General features: G+C 60.9%; 13 protein-coding genes. 7 read left to right on the plus strand and 6 right to left on the minus strand.

Annotated features, from left to right (window positions below; genetic code table 11):
- Positions 1 to 12: 12 nt before the first annotated feature.
- The 4 genes from QVG21_RS05620 to QVG21_RS05635 are packed head-to-tail and all read left to right on the plus strand — an operon-like array spanning position 13 to position 6,380.
- Positions 13 to 531, plus strand: coding sequence for a rod shape-determining protein MreD (locus tag QVG21_RS05620; protein WP_287922941.1), 519 nt, complete (start codon positions 13 to 15; stop codon positions 529 to 531).
- The gene (locus QVG21_RS05625; RefSeq protein WP_287922943.1) at positions 528 to 2,357 is read left to right on the plus strand and encodes a peptidoglycan D,D-transpeptidase FtsI family protein; all 1,830 of its coding nucleotides are present in this window, start codon (positions 528 to 530) and stop codon (positions 2,355 to 2,357) included. Before QVG21_RS05620 ends, QVG21_RS05625 begins: the two co-directional genes overlap by 4 nt.
- A complete protein-coding gene (gene rodA / locus QVG21_RS05630) occupies positions 2,347 to 3,798 on the plus strand; it encodes a rod shape-determining protein RodA (RefSeq protein WP_287922945.1) in 1,452 nt (483 codons plus the stop codon). The genes QVG21_RS05625 and rodA overlap by 11 nt, the downstream gene beginning before the upstream one ends.
- Positions 3,795 to 6,380 (plus strand): calcium-translocating P-type ATPase, PMCA-type, encoded by a 2,586-nt coding sequence (locus QVG21_RS05635; RefSeq protein ID WP_287922947.1) that lies wholly within the window; start codon positions 3,795 to 3,797, stop codon positions 6,378 to 6,380. The genes rodA and QVG21_RS05635 overlap by 4 nt, the downstream gene beginning before the upstream one ends.
- A gap of 81 nt (positions 6,381 to 6,461) precedes the next feature.
- Here QVG21_RS05635 and gdhA read toward each other — a convergent pair whose 3' ends face one another.
- Together gdhA and QVG21_RS05645 are read right to left on the minus strand one after the other, a co-directional pair.
- Complete coding sequence (gene gdhA / locus QVG21_RS05640; RefSeq protein WP_251214085.1) at positions 6,462 to 7,799, minus strand: NADP-specific glutamate dehydrogenase; 1,338 nt, start codon at positions 7,797 to 7,799, stop codon at positions 6,462 to 6,464.
- A gap of 117 nt (positions 7,800 to 7,916) precedes the next feature.
- On the minus strand, positions 7,917 to 10,889 hold the full coding sequence (locus tag QVG21_RS05645) for a PEP/pyruvate-binding domain-containing protein (RefSeq protein ID WP_287922949.1): 2,973 nt from the start codon (positions 10,887 to 10,889) through the stop codon (positions 7,917 to 7,919).
- 148 nt (positions 10,890 to 11,037) lie between these two features.
- Between QVG21_RS05645 and QVG21_RS05650 the strand changes: the two genes are divergently transcribed.
- Positions 11,038 to 12,243: a hypothetical protein gene (locus QVG21_RS05650; RefSeq protein ID WP_287922951.1), complete on the plus strand. Its 1,206-nt coding sequence runs from the start codon at positions 11,038 to 11,040 to the stop codon at positions 12,241 to 12,243.
- A 49-nt stretch (positions 12,244 to 12,292) separates the two neighbouring features.
- A complete protein-coding gene (gcvT, locus tag QVG21_RS05655; RefSeq protein WP_287922953.1) occupies positions 12,293 to 13,393 on the plus strand; it encodes a glycine cleavage system aminomethyltransferase GcvT in 1,101 nt (366 codons plus the stop codon).
- Between the two features lie 128 nt (positions 13,394 to 13,521).
- Here gcvT and QVG21_RS05660 read toward each other — a convergent pair whose 3' ends face one another.
- From QVG21_RS05660 to QVG21_RS05675, 4 genes are all read right to left on the minus strand, one after another.
- Entirely contained in the window at positions 13,522 to 14,616 is a 1,095-nt protein-coding gene (locus tag QVG21_RS05660) for an FKBP-type peptidyl-prolyl cis-trans isomerase N-terminal domain-containing protein (protein ID WP_287922955.1), read from the minus strand.
- 169 nt (positions 14,617 to 14,785) lie between these two features.
- On the minus strand, positions 14,786 to 15,478 hold the full coding sequence (locus QVG21_RS05665) for an FKBP-type peptidyl-prolyl cis-trans isomerase (RefSeq protein ID WP_287923021.1): 693 nt from the start codon (positions 15,476 to 15,478) through the stop codon (positions 14,786 to 14,788).
- Positions 15,478 to 16,860, minus strand: coding sequence for a Na+/H+ antiporter NhaA (gene nhaA / locus QVG21_RS05670; protein ID WP_287922956.1), 1,383 nt, complete (start codon positions 16,858 to 16,860; stop codon positions 15,478 to 15,480). Before nhaA ends, QVG21_RS05665 begins: the two co-directional genes overlap by 1 nt.
- A 12-nt stretch (positions 16,861 to 16,872) precedes the next feature.
- Positions 16,873 to 17,931: an agmatinase family protein gene (locus QVG21_RS05675; protein WP_287922958.1), complete on the minus strand. Its 1,059-nt coding sequence runs from the start codon at positions 17,929 to 17,931 to the stop codon at positions 16,873 to 16,875.
- A gap of 100 nt (positions 17,932 to 18,031) precedes the next feature.
- Here QVG21_RS05675 and QVG21_RS05680 point away from each other — a divergent pair, with 100 nt between their 5' ends.
- Positions 18,032 to 19,027, plus strand: coding sequence for a 4-phosphoerythronate dehydrogenase (locus tag QVG21_RS05680; protein ID WP_287923022.1), 996 nt, complete (start codon positions 18,032 to 18,034; stop codon positions 19,025 to 19,027).
- Positions 19,028 to 19,038 lie beyond the last annotated feature (11 nt).

The following is a 19,038-nucleotide window of genomic DNA, read 5'->3' on the forward strand; positions in this document are numbered from 1 at the left end:
CCATATTCCGCCATGTATCGCATAGTCACTTATTCGTCGCTCTTTCTGGTCACCGTGTTGTTGCAGGTCTTCCTCTTCGACAACCTCTCGGTCAGCATCTACCTCAATCCGCTTATCTACGTCGCGTTCATCGTCCTTCTGCCCGTCGATACGGCACCTGTCACCGTTCTGCTCGCCGGGTTGGCCATGGGCGTCACCATGGATTTTCTCATGGGGGCCGCAGGTATCAACACGATGGCTACCTTGCTGATGGCGTTTTTGCGGCCTTATATCCTCGCTTCGTTTTATAGCCGCGACGACTTGCGCGATGGCGGCGTCCCGTCGCCCGAGCGGTTGGGACATCATGTATTCCTCAACTACCTTATCGTCCTCGTCGCCGTCCACCACGTCGTCTTCTTCTCTTTGGAGGCGCTTTCGTGGAGCCATATTGTCCGTACCGTGCTGCGTATCGTCGCTTCCGGGTCGGTCACCGTCGCCGCCGTCTGGCTGCTCGGCCGTATCTTCACCGCCAAATTCGTCGCGCGGTTATGAACGGGCCCGTCGACGGTTTCGCCCGCATGCGTTTGTTGCAGGGGGTAGTGATTTTCATCTTCGCCCTCCTGGTCGGGCGGCTCGCGTGGCTGCAGCTCTTCGATTCGCGTTACGAGGAGCTGGCCAAGGCCAATGTCCTGCGCCACGTCGTCCAGTATCCCTCGCGCGGCGAGGTTCTCGACCGCAACGGCGAGTTCCTGGTCCAGTCGCGCGAATGCTACGATTTGATGGTCATCTACCGCGAGCTCGACAAGCGCGGGTTCGATACCGCCCGCATGTGCCGGATTCTCGGTCTCTCCGTCGCCAAGCTCAACCGCGAAATCGCCAACGCCCGGATGCGGCCCCGCGCGCCGAGACTCGTTTCCAGCTACATTTCCAAGGAGGACAAGCTGCGTTTCGACGAGTGCAATTTCCGCGGGTTCTATATGGTCTACCGTACCGTCCGGCGTTATCCCCGCAAGGTCGGCGGCAATTTGTTGGGATTCGTCTCCGAGGTCACTTCCGAGTATCTCAAGCGCCACCCTTATTACCAGGCCGGCGATTACGTCGGGCTCACAGGCGTCGAATCCGCTTACGAGACCGTCATGCGCGGTGAAAAGGGGGTCAAGATCCAGGAGGTCGACACCCACGGCGAGGTCAAGGGTTCTTACCTCGACGGGCGTTACGATTCGCTGCCCAAGCCCGGGCGCAACCTCGTCAGCACCATCGACACCCGGCTCCAGCTGCTCGGTGAGGAGCTGATGCACGGCAAGGTCGGGGCCGCTGTCGCCATCGAGCCCTCGACCGGAGAAATCCTCATGATGGTTTCGTCGCCTACTTACGACCCCGACGAGCTCGTTGGACGCGGGCGCGGCAACAATTACATGCGTATGTTGCGCAACAAGCGGCGGCCGTTGTTCAACCGCGCCGTCAAGGCCAAGTATCCTCCCGGGTCCACTTTCAAAATCGTGCAGGGGCTCATCGGGTTGCAGGAGGGAGTCCTGCGGCCGTCCGACCTCCACGCCTGCAACATGGGGTATCAGGCCGGCCGGCAGCGGATGGCCTGCCACGCCCATTCTTCGCCCCTCGACCTGCGGTTCGCCGTCGCCACTTCGTGCAACGCCTATTTTTGCTACGTCTTCCGCGACATCCTCGACAATCCCCGTTACGACGGGCCCAAGGAGGGTTTCGACGTCTGGAAAGAGTACGTCCACAGCTTCGGTTTCGGGCGCAAGCTCGGTTCCGACTTCCTCGACGAGGGCCACGGCTACGTCCCCAACCGCGAGTTCTACGACCGTCGTTACCGCCGTTCCTGGAATTCGCTCACGCTGCTTTCCCTCTCCATCGGGCAGGGCGAGCTGGGCTGTACGCCCTTGCAGCTCGCCAACCTCGCCGCCATCGTCGCCAACCGCGGCTATTATTACATCCCCCACATCGTCAAGCAGATAGAGGGGTGCGATTCGCTCGATGCAAGGTTCTATCAGCGTCATTATACCATGGTCGACCCCAAGCATTTCGAGCCCATCGTCGAGGGCATGTGGCGGGGCGTCAACGTGGCGGGTACTTCTACCGACGCTTATCTGGAGGGTTGGGACGTCTGCGGCAAGACCGGCACGGCCCAGAACCCCCACGGCAAGGACCATTCTACGTTCCTTTCGTTCGCTCCGCGCAACAACCCCAGAATCGCCATCTCCGTCTACGTCGAGAACGGCGGTTTCGGTGCTTCCGCCGCGCTGCCCATCGCTTCGCTGCTGGAGGAGTTCTACCTCACCGACACCATCCGGCGGCCCGAGCTGTTCGAGCGTATCAAGAACATGAACATTTATTATCCTTATTATGATCGGTGAGCGTTTCCGCAACATCTTCGGGTGGGTCGACGTCTGGACGGTCCTCCTCTACCTGGCCATCGTCGCCGCCGGGGCCCTGTCGATTCTCGCGGCCACTTACAAGGAGGATTCGCTCGCTCCTTTCGCCCTCTCGCATTTCTACATGAAGCAGTTGGTCTGGATCGGCATCGCGTGGGTCGCCGCGCTGGTCGTCCTGCTCCTTGACAAGCGGTTCATCCACATGCTCGCCTATCCTGCTTATTTCGCCGGGCTGGCCCTCCTCCTCGCTGCGCTTCTGTTCGGTAAGGAGGTCAACGGTGCCAAGGCGTGGTTCGAGTTCGGGTCGTTCCGTGTCCAGCCCGCCGAATTCGTCAAGATAGCCACCGCCCTGGCGCTCGCCCGCGTCATGAGTTCCTATTCGTTCTCCATTTCGCGGTCCGGCGACTTGTTCAAGGTCGCGGCCGTCATCTGCGCGCCGCTTTTCATCATCGTCTTGCAGAACGACACCGGGTCCGGTATCGTTCTCTGTTCGTTTCTTTTCGTTCTCTACCGCGAGGGGCTCAATAAGTGGCTTTGCATTCCCATTTTGCTGGTCGCCGGGCTGTTCATTTCGTCGTTTCTCCTCTCGCCTGCCGTTTTGTTGGTGGCGCTGATTGTCATCTGCACCCTCTCCGAGGCCATGATGAGCGGCGAGTGGCGTTCGCGCATGGTCTATCTGGCGGCGCTCGCGCTCGGCAGTCTGCTCTTTTTCTGGACCGCCCACTTCATCGCTCCCGGCGCCGTTTCGTTCTACGCCGCGCTGCTCACCGTCACGCTTTTGTCGTTTATCGGCATCGCCGTCTACGCTTACCGGGCCAATATTCGCAGCGTCTTTTTGCCCGTCGGGCTGTTCGTCGGCGCCATGATTTTTCTCCCCACCACCGATTACATCTTCGATTCCGTGCTCCGGCAGCACCAGCGCGACCGCATCCTCAGTTTCCTGGGCATCATCAGCGACCCGCGCGGCATCGACTACAACGTCAACCAGTCCAAAATCGCCATCGGGTCGGGCGGCTGGTTCGGCAAGGGTTTCCTGCGGGGTACGCAGATCAAGTACGGTTTCGTTCCCGAACGGCATACCGACTTCATCTTCTGCACCGTCGGCGAGGAGTGGGGTTTCGTCGGCGCCGCGGCGGTCCTCGTGCTGCTGTGTCTGTTGATTCTCCGCCTCATGCGTATGGGCGAGTACCAGCAGGAGCCTTTCGGGCGTATCTATTGCTATTGCGTGGCGTCCATTCTCTTGTTCCACGTCTTGGTCAACGTCGGCATGACCATCGGCATGATGCCCGTGATGGGTATTCCTTTGCCTTTCATGAGTTACGGCGGGTCGTCGCTCATCGCCTTTACCATCCTGCTCTTCATCGCCGTGCGGCTCGATGCGTCGTCGCGGCAGTTCCCGCTGGAGAAAAAAAGTTCGTTATGATTCCTTCCCGTTCCGTCGGTCTGTCCGCTTCCGAGGTCGCCGAAAGCCGGCGGCTCCACGGTGTCAATGTCATTACACCGCCGCGCGAGCAGTCGCCGTGGGTGCTGCTGCTCGACAAGTTCCGCGACCCCGTTATCAAAGTGCTGCTCGCCGCCGCCGTGCTTTCGTTCGTCGTCGGGGCTGTCCGCCATGATTTCACCGAATCCGTCGGCATCGTTTGCGCCATCGTCCTCGCCACTTGCGTCGGGTTTCTTTTCGAGTGGGACGCCCAGCGGCGGTTCCGCAGGCTCAACAGGGTCAGCGACGACGTTCCCGTCACCGTCCTGCGCGACGGAGCCATGCAGCGCGTTCCCCGGCGCGATGTGGTCGTCGGCGATGTCGTCGTTATCGAGAGCGGCGAGACCGTACCTGCCGACGGGCAATTAGTTGAGGCCGTTTCGCTCAAAGTCAACGAATCTTCCCTCACCGGGGAGCCCGAAACCGACAAAACCGCCGACCCCGCCCATTTCGACCCCGAAGCCACTTATCCCTCCGACCGTGTTTTGCGCGGCACTACCGTCGCCGACGGATACGGGCGGTTCGTCGTCACGGCCGTGGGCGACGCTACCGAAGCCGGGCGCGTCACCGAGCAGGCCGCGGTCCTCTGCGACGAGCCCACGCCGCTCAATCGCCAGCTCGCACGACTTTCGCGGCTCATCGGGCGCGTCGGCATTTCGCTTGCCGTCGCCATCTTCTGCATCATGCTCTTCAAGGCCATTTTCTTCGGCGGGCTGTTGCAGCAGAATTGGCTCGCCGTTTCGCAGCAGGTGCTCCACCTTTTCATGATTTCGGTCGCCATCATCGTCATGGCCGTGCCCGAGGGGCTGCCCATGAGCATTACGCTTTCGTTGGCCATGTCCATGCGCCGCATGCTGAAAACCAATAACTTGGTCCGTAAGATGCACGCGTGCGAGACCATGGGCGCCGTGACGGTCATCTGTACCGACAAGACCGGGACCCTCACGCAGAACCGCATGCATGTTTGCGGGTTGGTGCGTTACGATGCCTTGTCCGACCCCGAATTCGCCGAGGTCGTCGCGGCCAATTCCACCGCGTTCCTCGATGCCGAGGGGCGGATTCTCGGCAATCCCACCGAGGGGGCGCTGCTCGCGTGGCTGCGCAGTCGAGGGTTCGATTACGAGCCTTTGCGGGCCGGGGCGCAGATTGTCGACAGGCTCACTTTCTCCACCGAGCGCAAGTATATGGCTACCATCGTCCGCAGCGGGGTCTCCGGGCGCAAATTGTTGTGCGTCAAGGGGGCACCCGAAATCGTGCGGGCCTTGTGCCGCGATGACGGCTTGGGTGCCCAGGTTGCTCAGCAGTTGGCCGATTTCCAAAGCCGCGCCATGCGGACGCTCGCCGTTGCTTGGTCCGAAACCGATGCCGATACCTGCGAGGAGGCTGTCGCTCGGGGCGGATTGACCTTTTCGGGTGTCGCGGCCATCGCCGACCCTGTGCGGGACGACGTTCCGGCTGCTGTACAACAGTGCTTGAGTGCCGGAATCGCCGTTAAGATTGTCACCGGCGACACTTCGGCCACCGCTTGCGAAATCGCCCGCCAAATCGGCCTTTGGGACGATTCGGCCGACGGCGACCGCAACCGCATGACCGGGGCAGAGTTCGCCGCGGCCAGCGACGGGGAGCTGCTGGCCCGTGTGCAGGATTTGAAGATTCTTTCGCGGGCCCGGCCCTTGGACAAGCAGCGGCTCGTGCGGCTCTTGCAGCAGTGCGGCGAGGTCGTCGCCGTCACGGGCGACGGCACCAACGACGCACCTGCGCTCAACTTCGCCCATGTCGGGCTCTCCATGGGCTCCGGCACTTCCGTGGCCAAGGATGCGTCCGACATCACGCTGCTCGACGATTCGTTTTCGTCCATCGCCACGGCCGTCATGTGGGGCCGTTCGCTCTACCGCAACATCCAGCGGTTCGTGCTGTTCCAGCTCACCATCAACTTCGCGGCCATCGTCATCTGCTTCGCCGGGGCGGTTTTCGGCACCGAAATGCCCCTCACCGTCGTGCAGATTCTGTGGGTCAACATCATCATGGACACCCTCGCCGCCATGGCCATGGCTTCGCTCCCGCCCGACCCCGGAGTGATGGCCGACCGTCCGCGTCCGCGCGACGAGTTCATCATCACGCCCGCCATGGCCCGGACTATCTTCGTCTGCGGCGGGCTGATGGTTGTTGCTCTGCTCGGTTTGTTGGGATGGTGGTCCTGCGGCGACGCCGAGCTTTCCGTGCGGCAGCTGACGGTCTTCTTCTCCGCATTCGTCTTTATGCAGTTTTGGAACATGTTCAACGCCAAAGGGTTCGAGACGCGGCGCTGTGTCTTTGCTTCGTGGAAAGGATGCCGCGAATTCTTCCTTATTCTCCTTGCTATCGGCTTCGGGCAGTTCCTTATCGTGCGTTTCGGCGGAGAGGTTTTCCGCACCGTTCCCCTTTCCTTGCGTGAATGGGCTTTTGTCGTCGGTGCTTCTTCGTTCCTCGCCCTCGGTGGCGAGGCCGTCCGCAGTTTGAAAAGAAAGTTAAAGGTGAAAGGCTAAAAGTAAGAGGTTTTTTGCACGCTAAAAAAACGGGAAAAGCCATTCGGCTTTTCCCGTCGTCGTATTCTTGAACCGTTGCTCTTAGAGGATTCCCTGCTCGACCATCGACTTGGCCACTTTCATGAAGCCGGCGATGTTGGCGCCTTTCATGTAGTTGATATAGCCGTCTTTCTCCGTGCCGTATTCCAGGCAGGCTCCGTGAATCGAGCTCATAATCTGGTGCAGCTTCGCGTCGACTTCTTCGGCCGTCCAGTTGAGCTTCTGCGAGTTCTGCGTCATTTCCAGACCGGACGTCGCTACGCCGCCCGCATTGACCGCCTTGCCCGGGCCGTAGGGTATCTTCGCCGCGATGAACGCGTCGATGGCTTCCGGGCGGCAGCCCATGTTCGACACTTCGGCCACGATCTTCACGCCGTTGGCCAGCAGCTGTTTGGCGTCTTCGCCGCCCAGCTCGTTCTGCGTCGCGCAGGGCATCGCGATGTCGACCTTCACTTCCCACGGCTTGCGGCCCGCCACGAATTTCGAGCCCGGGAACTTGTCGGCATAGGGAGCCACTACGTCGTTGTTCGACGCGCGCAGTTCAAGCATGTAGGCGATTTTCTCGGCGTTCAGTCCTTCGGGGTCGTAGATGTAGCCGTCCGGGCCCGAAATCGTCACGACCTTGGCACCCAGCTCCGTGGCTTTCGTCGCCGCGCCCCACGCTACGTTGCCGAAGCCCGAGATGGCGATGGTCTGGCCCTTGATGTCCATGCCCGCTTTTTCGAGCATCTGGCGCAGGAAGTAAACCGCGCCGAAGCCCGTCGCTTCCGGACGAATCAGCGAGCCGCCGTAGGTCATGCCCTTGCCCGTCAACACGCCCGTGTTCTCGCGCGCCAACTTGCGGTACATGCCGTAGAGGTAGCCGATTTCGCGGCCGCCCACGCCGATGTCGCCTGCAGGTACGTCGGTCTCCGGGCCGATGTGGCGCCACAGCTCCGTCATGAAAGCCTGGCAGAAGCGCATCACCTCGCGGTCCGACTTGCCCTTGGGGTTGAAGTCCGAGCCGCCTTTCGCACCGCCCATCGGCAGGGTTGTCAGCGCGTTCTTGAAAATCTGCTCGAAGCCCAGGAATTTCAGAATCGAGGGATTCACCGAGGGGTGGAACCGCAGCCCGCCCTTGTAGGGGCCGATGGCGTTGTTGAACTGGAAGCGGTAGCCCGTGTTGACCTGCACTTCGCCCTTGTCGTCGACCCATACCACTTTGAACGTGAAGCTGCGGTCGGGTTCCACGATTCGTTCCGCAATGCGGTTGGCCTCGAATTCGGGGTGTTTGTTGTAGGTCTCCTCTACGGTCATGAGTACTTCGCGCACGGCTTGCAGGTACTCGCTCTCGCCCGGATGCTTCCGTTCGAGTTCGGTCATCAGATTGTTTACATTCATAGCTTGCAGGTGTTTTAAGGTTTTTGTTTAGAACAAATATAGGAATTATTCTTATGGATTGTAATCTTTTTGTGGATTTTTTCAGCCGGGCTCTTATTTATCCGCAAAATTCACCTTTCACTTTATAGCGACCATTCCCCGGTCCGAGCGGCCGTCGATGCAGACCCACAGCGGGCGGTCGAAGCGTACCAGCCGCAGGTATTCCCCTTCGTAGAGGGCTTCGCGGGCGTCCAATTGGTCCTGCCGGAAGATGCCGTCGCCCCGGAACGGGTTGATTGTCAGATAGCCTACGCCCAGCGAGGTGACGTTCTGGAAAAAGTGGGTTCCTTGCGAGGGTTCCACGTCGAAGTTTTCGATGCCGCATTCTACGATTACTTTCGCTTCCGATATGTGGCTCCATTTGACCGGCACCCCCAGATACGGGTCCGACGAACCCCAGCGGCCCGGGCCTACCAGGATGTAGGGGCGTTTTTCGTCGCGCAGACGTGCGTTGAGCGCCAGCAGTTCGTCGGCGATTTTCTCCGTCGCCAGCGAACTGAATTTCTCGGTCTTCACATAGACGATGTCCGCGATGTCGGCCATCTGGCCGATGCCCAGCGCGCTCTCGCCGTAAATCAGCGCATCGCTGGTCTCCGTTTCGCTCCAGTCGACCGGGCGGTTGTCCTGGCTGTCGATAATCGGGCGGATTTGCAGCAGGTTGAATATCCGTTCGCGGCCCGCGTCCACGTCCATGTTGACCGCAAATTCCACCTCCACCGGGCAGCGCATCTCCTCGGCTCCCATCGCCAGGATGTCGCGCACGATTTCCGCCAGCGGGAAAGTGTTGTACTTCAGTATGTTGTTGAACGTTATCAGCTTGCGCCCGCGGTCGTAGGGGCTGTCCGAGATGCGTTCGTTCTCGCGGTCCCACACCGACGTCGCATGGCAGGCGTTGCGGTATTCGCCCGCTTCGCTGACCGTCAGCCGGCGCAGGTTCACCGCGTCGTCTATCGACGTCCGGAATTCTTCGGGCCGCAGGCTCAGAGCCAGCACCTCCGTCTGCGTGTCGCGCAGCGCAAGTTCCGGAGTCGAGGTCTGCAATACTTTCTGCGGGTAACGGGGCGAGAAGCGCAGCGTCCGTCCGCCGTCGACCACGAGTTTGCCAAGGCCCATCGCCACGTTGCAGATGCCGTCTTCGGGCTTTTCGTCGCCGATGGGGTAGCAATTGATCGAGCGCGCCACGCCCGAGAAGGTCGGGAAGAAGAGCCCGTTCTGCTCCGTACCGCACACTTCCTGCACGATGACCGCCATCTTCTCCTCCGAAATCAGGTTCTGCGAACTCTGTATGTAGGCCCTCGACGCCGCGAAGTAGACCGAGGCATAGACGCTTTTCACGGCCCGCAGCAGGAGCCGCAGCATCTGGTCCTCGTTCTCCGTGTAGGGAATCATGTAGGTCGAGTAGATGCCCGCGAAAGGTTGGTAGTGCGAGTCTTCCAGCTTCGACGACGAACGCACGGCCAGCGGCGCCCGTACGGTGCGGATGTAGGCCTTGAGTTCTTCCTGGAGCCGGGCCGGGATGGTTGCCGTGACGAATTCCGACAGGATTTCCTCGTCGGTGCACTCCCGCGAAATGACGTATTGCAGGCCGTTCTGCCGGATGAATTCGTCGAACCAGTCGGTCGCGATGACCACCGAGCGCGGAATCATGATGCGCACCCCGTCGTGCTTGTCGTACTGGCGGTATTTGATGAGCATCGAGTTCATGAACGCCAGCCCGCGGGCCTTGCCGCCCAGCGAGCCCTCGCCGATGCGGGCGAACGCCACGGCGTCGGAATAGGTCTCCGGGTCGAAGCGCGCCACCACGCCCTGCCCAAGCAGCGTGCGGTAGTCGCGGATGAGCCCCACCAGCACCCGGCGGTGTTCTTCGACCGACGCGAAATGGCCCTTGTTGTAGCGGCGGATGGAGGCCGCCAGCGGGAAGAGCCCCCGCGAGTAGAGCCATTTGGAGAGGTGGTTCTGCGAAGTGTGGTACTCGAACGCATCGTCGGGCACCGTTGCAATCATCTGTTGCATTTGCGCCAGGTCCTTGGCCCGGCCGATGACCGTGCCTGTCTGCGGATCGCGGAACACGAAGTCGCCGAACGCGAATTCCGTCGAGATGTAGTCGTGCAGTTCCGACAGCAGCGTCTTGGAATTCTTGGCGATGAACCCGGCGCCCAGCTCACGGGCCTGCGCCCGGAATTCGACCTGCGACGATTGCAGCAGCACCGGCATCAGCGGGTTGTCCTGACGGATGCGGCGGCAGAGCGCCATGCCTGCGTCGGGCCGCTCGTCGGCTGGCTTGTCGTCGGCGTGCATCACGAATCCCACGTCCGAAATGACGCCGAGCAGGTTGTTCTTGTAGCGGTCGTAAAGTTCGGTCGCCTGGTCGTAGTTGGTCGCCAGCAGGATTTTGGGCCGGGCCCGTTTGCGCAGAATCTGCTGCTGCTCGTTGAGGGCGTCCTTCAGAAATTCGGTGTTCTGCATCAGCAGCAGACGGTACAGCTCGGGCAGATAGGTCGAGTAGAAGCGAATCGAGTCCTCGACCAGCAGAATCGCCTGCACGCCGCCTTGCAGAATGTCTTCCTCGGCGTTCATCTTGTCTTCGACCAGCTTGATGATGGCGATGATGAGGTCGTTGTTGCCGTGCCAGCAGAAGATGTAGTCGAGCCCCGAGCGGTCCTGCTCCTCGATGCGGCGGTAGATGTCTTTCGAGAACGAGGTCAGCAGTGCCACGGGTATCTGCGGGTGGCGCTGCTTGACGGTCTTGGCGAAACTGAAGACGTCCGGTTCGCCGACGTTGTACATCGTCAGGATGAAGTCGTACGAATCGTCGTCGGCCAGTACGTCGAGGGCTTCGCGCGTCGAACTCACCCGCGTGAACGAGGGCGGATTCGACAGGTTGAGGTCCAGGTACTCCTGGTTGATCTGCGATTCGATGTGGCCGTCTTCTTCGAGTATGTAGCCGTCGTAGCTGCAGCATACCAGCAGGATTTTGTGTATCCGGTACTTCATGAAGCGGTACTGCGGCCGGGTGCCGTCGGGCAGTTGTTCTTCGCGGGTCTTTTCCATAGGGCGTCTCTTTTTCGGTCGGCTGAACAAATATAAGAAAAAATGGTTATCTTTGTCTTAAGGCAGGCGCGCTTCCGCAATATTTTCGAGCGAACGTTGCGTGGGGCGGGCGCCGGCCGTGGTTACCGGTTCACCAAAATATCGTACGATGGATTCGCAAAAATATCGTTTGCAGGAGGTTGCGACCCCTGCCGCCGAGCGTGAGTGGCTCGATTTTCCCAAGACCCTCTACGAGGGTTATCCCAACTGGGTCTGCCCGCTGGACCAGGATGTTCTGGAGGTCTTCGACCGCGACAAGAACGAGCTTTTCGCCGACGGCGAGGCCGTCCGGTGGGTCGTGCGCGACAGCAGCGGCAAGGTCGTCGGGCGCATCGCCGCGTTCTACAACCGCGAGAAGGCCGCTTTGGAGGAGCAGCCCACGGGCGGGTGCGGATTCTTCGAGTGTATCGACTGCCAGCAGGTCGCCGACATGCTGTTCGACGCTGCCCGCATGTGGCTTGCCGGCCGCGGCATGGAGGCGATGGACGGTCCGATCAACTTCGGACAGCGGCGCGACTGGTGGGGGCTCCTGGTCGAGGGCTACGAGTTCCAGCCCCTCTACAAGAACCCCTACAATCCTACATATTATAAGGAGCTGTTCGAGAACTACGGGTTCAAGAACTATTTCAACCAGCACAGTTTCATCTGGCGTAAGGATGCGTCCGAGGCCAACCGCCAGATTTTCGCCCGCGCCGCGCGGCTCTATTCCACGCCCGGCTACCACGTCGAGCACATCGACATGAAAAACGTCGAGGAGGCCGCCGAGAATTTCCGCGTCGTCTACAACCGTGCCTGGGCGCTTTTCTCGGGCGTCAAGCCCATGACGCAGAGCGAAGCGCTCGACATGATGCGGGCGCTGCGTCCCATCATCGACCCCGAAATCGTCTTCTTCGCCTACTACAACCAGGAACCAATCGGTTTCTTCGTCACCGTGCCCGACCTCAACCGGCTTATCGGCAAGTTCCGCGGCAAGTTCGGGCTGTGGCAGAAACTGCGGCTGATGTGGGACCTCAAGGTGCGGCGCAAGTGCGACCGGATTTTCGGCATCATCTTCGGCATCGCGCCCGAGTTCCACGGCAAGGGGGTCGAATCGGCTATCATGGCCGAATATTGGAAATACCTCGACCGGACGGATATTCCTTACAAGACTTTGGAGCTGGCATGGATCGGCGACTTCAACCCCGTGATGAACCGCATGATTGAGACCTACGTCTGCGCGTCGCGCCACAAGGTCCATACGACCTACCGTTATTTGTTCGACCGCGACAAAGAATTCCACCGCTGCCCCCGTCTGGGGATGAAAAAGCGCGAGTAGCATCCTTTCAGCCCGAATCCGGAAACAGCCTGAAACCTTACCTGATACCATGAAAACAACCGCTTTCACCAAGTACCACATCGCCGCCGGGGCCCGCATGGCCGAGTTCGCGGGGTACAACATGCCCATCGAGTTCTCGGGCATCAACGACGAGCATCTGACCGTGCGGCAGGGCGCCGGGGTCTTCGACGTCAGCCACATGGGCGAAATCTGGGTCAAGGGGCCCAAGGCGCTCGACCTTTTGCAGCGTATTACGTCCAACGACGTGTCGAAGCTCTACGACGGCAAGGTGCAGTATTCGTGCATGCCCAACGGCCGCGGCGGCATCGTCGACGACATTTTGGTTTATCGTGTCGACGCCGAGACCTATCTGTTGGTGGTCAACGCGGCCAATACCGACAAGGACTGGCAGCATATCTGCGCCGAGGGGGCCAAGCTCGGCATGGAAGCCGGTCACGGCAAGGAACTCTACAACGCTTCCGACGAAATCTGTCAGCTCGCCGTGCAGGGGCCCCTGGCCATGAAAATCGTGCAGAAAATGTGCGCCGAACCCGTTGAGGAGATGGAGTATTATACGTTCCGCAAGATGCGGGTGGCCGGGTGTGACGCCATTCTTTCGATTACGGGCTACACCGGGTCGGGCGGCTGCGAAATCTATGTGGCCAACGAGGACGGCGACAAACTCTGGACGGCGCTTTGGGAAGCCGGGACCGAATACGGGCTGAAGAATATCGGGCTCGGTGCCCGCGACACGCTCCGGCTCGAAAAGGGTTTCTGTCTCTATGGCAACGACATCGACGACACGACTTCGCCCATCGAGGCCGGGCTCGGGTGGATTACCAAGTTCGCCGAGGGCAAGGAGTTCATCGACCGGGCGCTGATGGAGAAGCAGAAGAGCGAGGGCGTCACGCGCAAACTCGTCGGGTTCAAGATGATCGACCGCGGCATTCCGCGCCACGGCTATGCGCTGGCCGCTCCCGACGGCACGCCCATCGGCCACGTCACCTCCGGCACCATGTCGCCGTGTCTCAAAATCGGTTTCGGGCTCGGGTACGTCGCTGCCGGCTTCTCCAAGCCCGGCACCGAAATCGCCGTCATCATTCGCGACAAGGCCCTCAAGGCCCAGGTAACTCCGCTCCCGTTCGTGTAGGGGCTTGTCTTATATGCTTCAGGGCCGCCTTGCGCGGCCCTGTTTGTTCGGGTGAATAAGCGTGGTCAGAGCGTTGAAAAAAGGCCGTCCTTTTTCGGGACGGCCTTTTGAACTGAATGGCGGAATGGTTATTCTGCGGGAGTTTCGGCAGGAACTTCCTCAGCGGGAGCGGGCTCCTCGTAAGGCGTTACGTCGATCAGCTCCACGTCGAACTCCAACGCTTCGTTGGGGCCGATGCGGCCGTTGTCGCTCGAACCGTAAGCCAGTTCGGCCGGAATCCAGAGCTTGATTTTACCGCCTTTGCCGACCAGCTGCAAACCCTCGGTCCAGCCGCGGATAACCCGGTTGAGCGGGAATTCGATGGGCTCGTCCTTGTCGTAGCTGTCGGGAAGCTGCTGCTTCATCATCTCCTGCTGCTCCTTGGGACGGTTCTTGAACAACGAAGTGTCGAAAACGTCGCCCGTGCGCAGACGGCCGGTATAGTGCACCTTCACCACGTCGCGCGGGTCGGAGGGCTTCATATTCATGTCGCCGGCCTTGACCACCTTGTAGAGCAGGCCCGATTCGGTCTTCTTCACGCCCGATTTTTTCTCGATTTTCTCTAGCCATGCCTGCGATGCCTCGGCGTTCTCGGCGGGACGCTTCACCATGAAGTAGTATTGGAGATACTGGCCTACTTCGTCTTCGGTCATCTTGGGGTTCTTGTCGCGAACGTTCTGCATGCCTTCGAGCATCCACACCACCTGCAGGGGCAGGCCGCTCTGACGAACGTTGTAGCCCATGTCGGTACCGAATGCCGACGAAATTTCGTCGCGCTCCTCCTCGGTCTCGAACATTTCGGGGTCGGCGCCGTAAACGACCTGGGTCGTGTCGCCGTTGGCAAGGCGGATGCTGTCGGCTTCCTTGCGCTTGCGGTCGATGGCCTGCATGCGCTTGCCGTAGGTTTCATAGTTGAAGAAGTCCTGCAGGGTCTTGCGGGCATCTTCGTGCTTGACCGACGTCTTGCCCAGCACAGCGTTCTTGAAACTTTCGTCGATGGCCTTGTAATCGAACGGAACGTTGCTCAGCTGGTAGTTCATGCCCGCAGCGATGTTGGCACCCAATGCGTAGGAAAGGGTGTCGAATTGCGCCGTGTCGCCCATGACGACCGTCGTCTTGCGGTCGCCGCTGCAGGAAACCAGCGTCATGGCAGCGATGGCCGTTGCCAGAAGGATTTTTTTCATGGTTTTATTTTGTATAAGTGTTTGTTTCTCACTCCGAGTGACAAAGATAGTGCAAGCCGAGCGGAAAAGCAAACGAAGTTTGCATTTTCCCGAGGCGCCGCCTATCTAAACCGAGCATAGCGCAGGTAAAGTGCAAGCCGAGCGGAAACCTGTTATTCATTAGTTAGCTTTACCGTCTCCGGGCCGAATATTTGATGACGTCGATCAACTCCATTTCGTAGTAGAGCGTTGCGTTGGGGCCGATACCGAGTTCGGCATTGCCTTCAGCGCCGTAGGCCGTGGCGGCGGGTAGCCATGCGTTGATGCGGCCGCCCTTGCCTATCAGTTTCAGGCTCTCGCGCACACCGCGCTGCAATTGTCCGACGGAGCTGCGCAGCGTGTCGCCCCGCTCATAGGAGGAGTAGACTTCGTGCCCGTCGGCCGTGCGGATTACATAGCGGAGCAGCACCGTGTCGCGGTCCGAGTTGGGGAGACGTTCCTGGTCGCCCACCTCGTCGACGGTGTAGGTCACCCCCGAAGCGGTGCGGGCGTAGGCACGGTTGGATTTGGCGATGTCGAGCAGGAACTGCTCCTCGTAGGCGCGGGCTTTCTCGGGCAGGGTGTGGTTCTGAAAACGTAGGTAGCAGGTCTCCGCATCGGCCGCCGAGAGCTTCGTGGTGCCTCGGAATACGTCGCGGATTCCCTCGCAGACGGCTTCGGCGTTGAGGGTCGAATCCATCCGCTGAAGGTTCAGTCCGATGTTGAAGCCCAGCACGTAGGCGACCGAGTCGGTGTCGGTGCGGAGTTTCGCGCCGCCGCTGCCGTTCTTGGAGCAGGCGAGGGCCGTCGCACCGACGGCCAGCAACAGAATCGTCCGTTTCATCATCGCGGTTGTTTTTTGGAAAAGAGCAGAATCAGCAGGCTGCCGGCTACGGCGGCCGCGGTCGAACCCATCAGAATGGCGATTTTGCCGCGGTCGATAAGCCCCGGGTCGGTGTAGGCCAGCGAATCGACGAACAGCGACATGGTGAAGCCGATACCGCCCAGGCACGCTACGGCCAGCAGCATCCGCCACGAAGCGCCCTCGGGCATGACCGCCATTTTGGATTTCACGGCGATCCAGCTTGCAACAAAGATGCCCAACGGTTTGCCGACCAGCAGGCCGAAGAAGACGCCCATGCCCACCGAGCCGATTTCGGGCGAGAAATCGAAGATGTTGATGTATTCCAGCGAGGTGATTTCCACTCCGGCGTTGGCCAGTGCGAAGATGGGCATGATGAGGAACGTCACATAGGGAGCCAGCGCGTGTTCGAGCCGGTAGCTCATCCCCACGGATTGGGCGCCTAAGCAGGTCATCTGACGCAGGTAGAAGCGGTGCTCCTCGTTGGGGAATTCCTCGGCCGAATCCTCTACGGCCAGCAGGTGGTCGCGCAGCCAGCGCATCTTGTGGATGAAATATTCCTTGCTGTAGCGCGGCTCCATCGGAATCAGCATGGCCATTGCCACGCCCGAGAGGGTCGCATGAATGCCCGAATAGTAGAACAGCCCCCAGACGGCGATAGCGGGCAGCAGGTAGAAAATCATCCGTTTTTCGCCCATTCGGTAAGCGATGTAGACGCCCGCCATGATTAGCAGCGCCAAGAGCAGCAGTTCCGTTTGCAGTTCGCCGCCGTAGAAAAGTGCGATGACCAGGATGGCCCCGAGGTCGTCGGCGATGGCCAGCGCCGTCAGAAAAATCTTGAGCGAGACGGGCACCCGGTCGCCCAGCATCGAGAGAATGCCCACGGCGAACGCGATGTCGGTGGCGGTGGGGATTCCCCAACCGTTGGCCGCGAGCGTGCCGTGGTTGAAAAGTGCGAAAATCATCGCCGGAGCCATCATGCCGCCAGCCGCGGCGACGACCGGAAGGATGGCCTTGCGCACCGACGAGAGCTGGCCGTGGACGACCTCGCGCTTGATTTCGAGCCCGACGGTGAAGAAGAAGATGACCATCAGACAGTCGTTGATGAATTTTTCGACGGTCATCCCCTGCGGAAACGCCCAGTCGATCAGTCCGCCCGGCGAATGGACCACCAGCGAGAGGTCGGTCTCCAGCAAGTTGTGGTAATAGTCCTTGACTACGGGGAGGTTGGCCAGCAGCATGGCCACGAAGACGCAGGCCAGCAGCACGACGCCGCCAGCCCAGGGGGCTTCCGTGAAACCCCGGCTGCGCAGCGACAGCTTGTGGCTGTTGCGCACCCAGCGATACATTGAAAACAGACGCATAGCTATTTGTTTTTATTGCTTGTCATTCGATTTGAGGGTCAGGCCGCAGAGCTTCCACAAAACCCGGGCGCCTACGATGGCGTCGGTCCGGTCGGCGGGCGAGGGGGAGACCTCCACGACGTCGAACCCGATGATGCGGCGGCCCGAGCGGACGAGCGTTTCGATGAGCCACAGCGCGCGGTTGAAACTCAGCCCGCCCGGCACGGGCGTACCCGTATGGGGGCAGTTTTCCGGCGAAAGGCCGTCGATGTCGAAGCTGACGTAGACTTCCTGCGGCAGCCGTTCGACCATGCGGCGGCATTGCTGGTCCCACGTTTCGCCGCGGAACTCCGCCTCGGCGAGCGAGAGGTCGCCGAACTGCTCGACCCGCTCCGAAGCGGCGGCGAACTCGAACTCGCGGCGGCTGAAATCGCGGACAGCCACCTGCACGATTTTGGCGGCCTGCGGAATGTCGCGCAGTACGTTATACATAATTGACGCGTGCGAGAACTCGAATCCCTCGTAGGCTTCGCGCAGGTCGCAGTGGGCGTCGATATGGAGGATGCCGAACCGCTCGTGGCGTTCGGCCAGCGCTTGGAGCAACCCGTAAGGGGCGGAGTGGTCGCCGCCGACGAGCCCTACGATTTTGCCTTGGCCGAGCCAATGGCGGGCCTGTGCGGCGATGTTGGCGTTCATGGCTGCGCTGCCCTCGTTGACGCGGCGGACCTTGCGGGCGATGCTGTCGTCGTCGGGCGAACCGCCCTCTTCCAGGTGGCGGATGACCTTTTCGGCGTCGTTGCGCAGGCGCTGCGATGCCTCCTGGAGGGTGTAGTCGATGTCGGCTGTGGCGATGCCGCGGCGCCATGCGTCGGGCGACAGCGGGTCGTAGAAGTCGAGCTGCGTCGAGGCTTCGATGATGGCGTCGGGGCCGTAGGCCGTGCCGGCGCCGTAGGAGACTGTGACGTCCCACGGTGCCGAGACGAGCACCAGCGCCGCATCGTCCGGGGCGAACGGCATCCCGAAATAGGTGCCGTTGTCCACGCCCACACCGTCCGGATCGAAAGATTGTGTATCCGCAGTTTCCGCCATCATATTAATATATTAGGTCAAGTATTTGTTTCCGCGGTCAAAGGTACGCATTTTTTGTTTTTTTTCTACCTTTGGCGGAGCAATGGAAAATTCTGTCCGAAAAATAACCGTCGTTGCCGACAGCGCGATACCCTTCCTGGAAGGGGTGCTGGAGCCGTGGGCCGAGGTGCGCCGTCTGCCCGGAGCCGCAATAACTGCCGCGGACGTGGCCGATGCCGACGCGTTGATTGTCCGGACCCGGACCCGCTGCGACGAAGCGTTGCTGGGCGGGTCGCGCGTGCGGCTCGTGGCTACGGCGACCATCGGATTCGACCATATCGACATGGACTGGTGCGCTGCTAACGGCGTCCGGGTGGAGACGGCTGCCGGATGCAACGCCCGCGGAGTGCTTCAATGGGTCGCTGCCGTGCTGGTGCATTTCGCCCGCAGGCAGAGGTGGCAGCCCGCCGAAAAGTGTTTGGGAGTCGTCGGTGTGGGGCACGTGGGGGCGCTCGTAAAGGCGTATGCCGAGAGCTGGGGATTCCGGGTCGTGTGCTGCGACCCGCCGCGCGAAGCCCGCGAACATTGCGGGTTTCTGCCGCTCGAAGAAGTCGCCCGCCAGGCCGACCTGCTTACGTTCCACGTGCCGCTGGACGACACGACCCGCCACATGGCCGATGCCGCGCTTTTCCGCATCATGAAGCCCGGGGCCGTGGTCATTAACTCGTCGCGCGGCGAGGTGGTCGACGGCACGGCCTTGCTGGCCAGCGGTTTGGCCTGCGCGCTCGACGTTTGGGAACACGAACCGCACCTTGATGCAGGACTGCTCGCCCACGCAGAACTCGCCACTTCCCATATTGCGGGCTATTCCGAGCAGGGCAAGGCGACCGCCACCGCCATGGCTGTGCAGGCTGTTGCCCGGACGTTCGGCCTGCCACTCGGCGGCTGGTACCCGCCTGCGGCCGCCCCGTCGGTGCCGTGGCCCGTGGGCTGGCCGGAACTTTGCGGTTCCATCGGCAGCGCGTTCGACGTGGAGGCCGAAACCCGCCGCCTGAAAGCCTGCCCAGGGGATTTCGAGCGTATCCGCGATGCTTACGCCTACCGTCGGGAATACTTTTAGGGAAAAATTCG

The sequence above is a fragment of the Alistipes sp. UBA6068 genome (assembly GCF_949428155.1).
Classification (GTDB): Bacteria; Bacteroidota; Bacteroidia; order Bacteroidales; family Rikenellaceae; genus Alistipes; species Alistipes muris.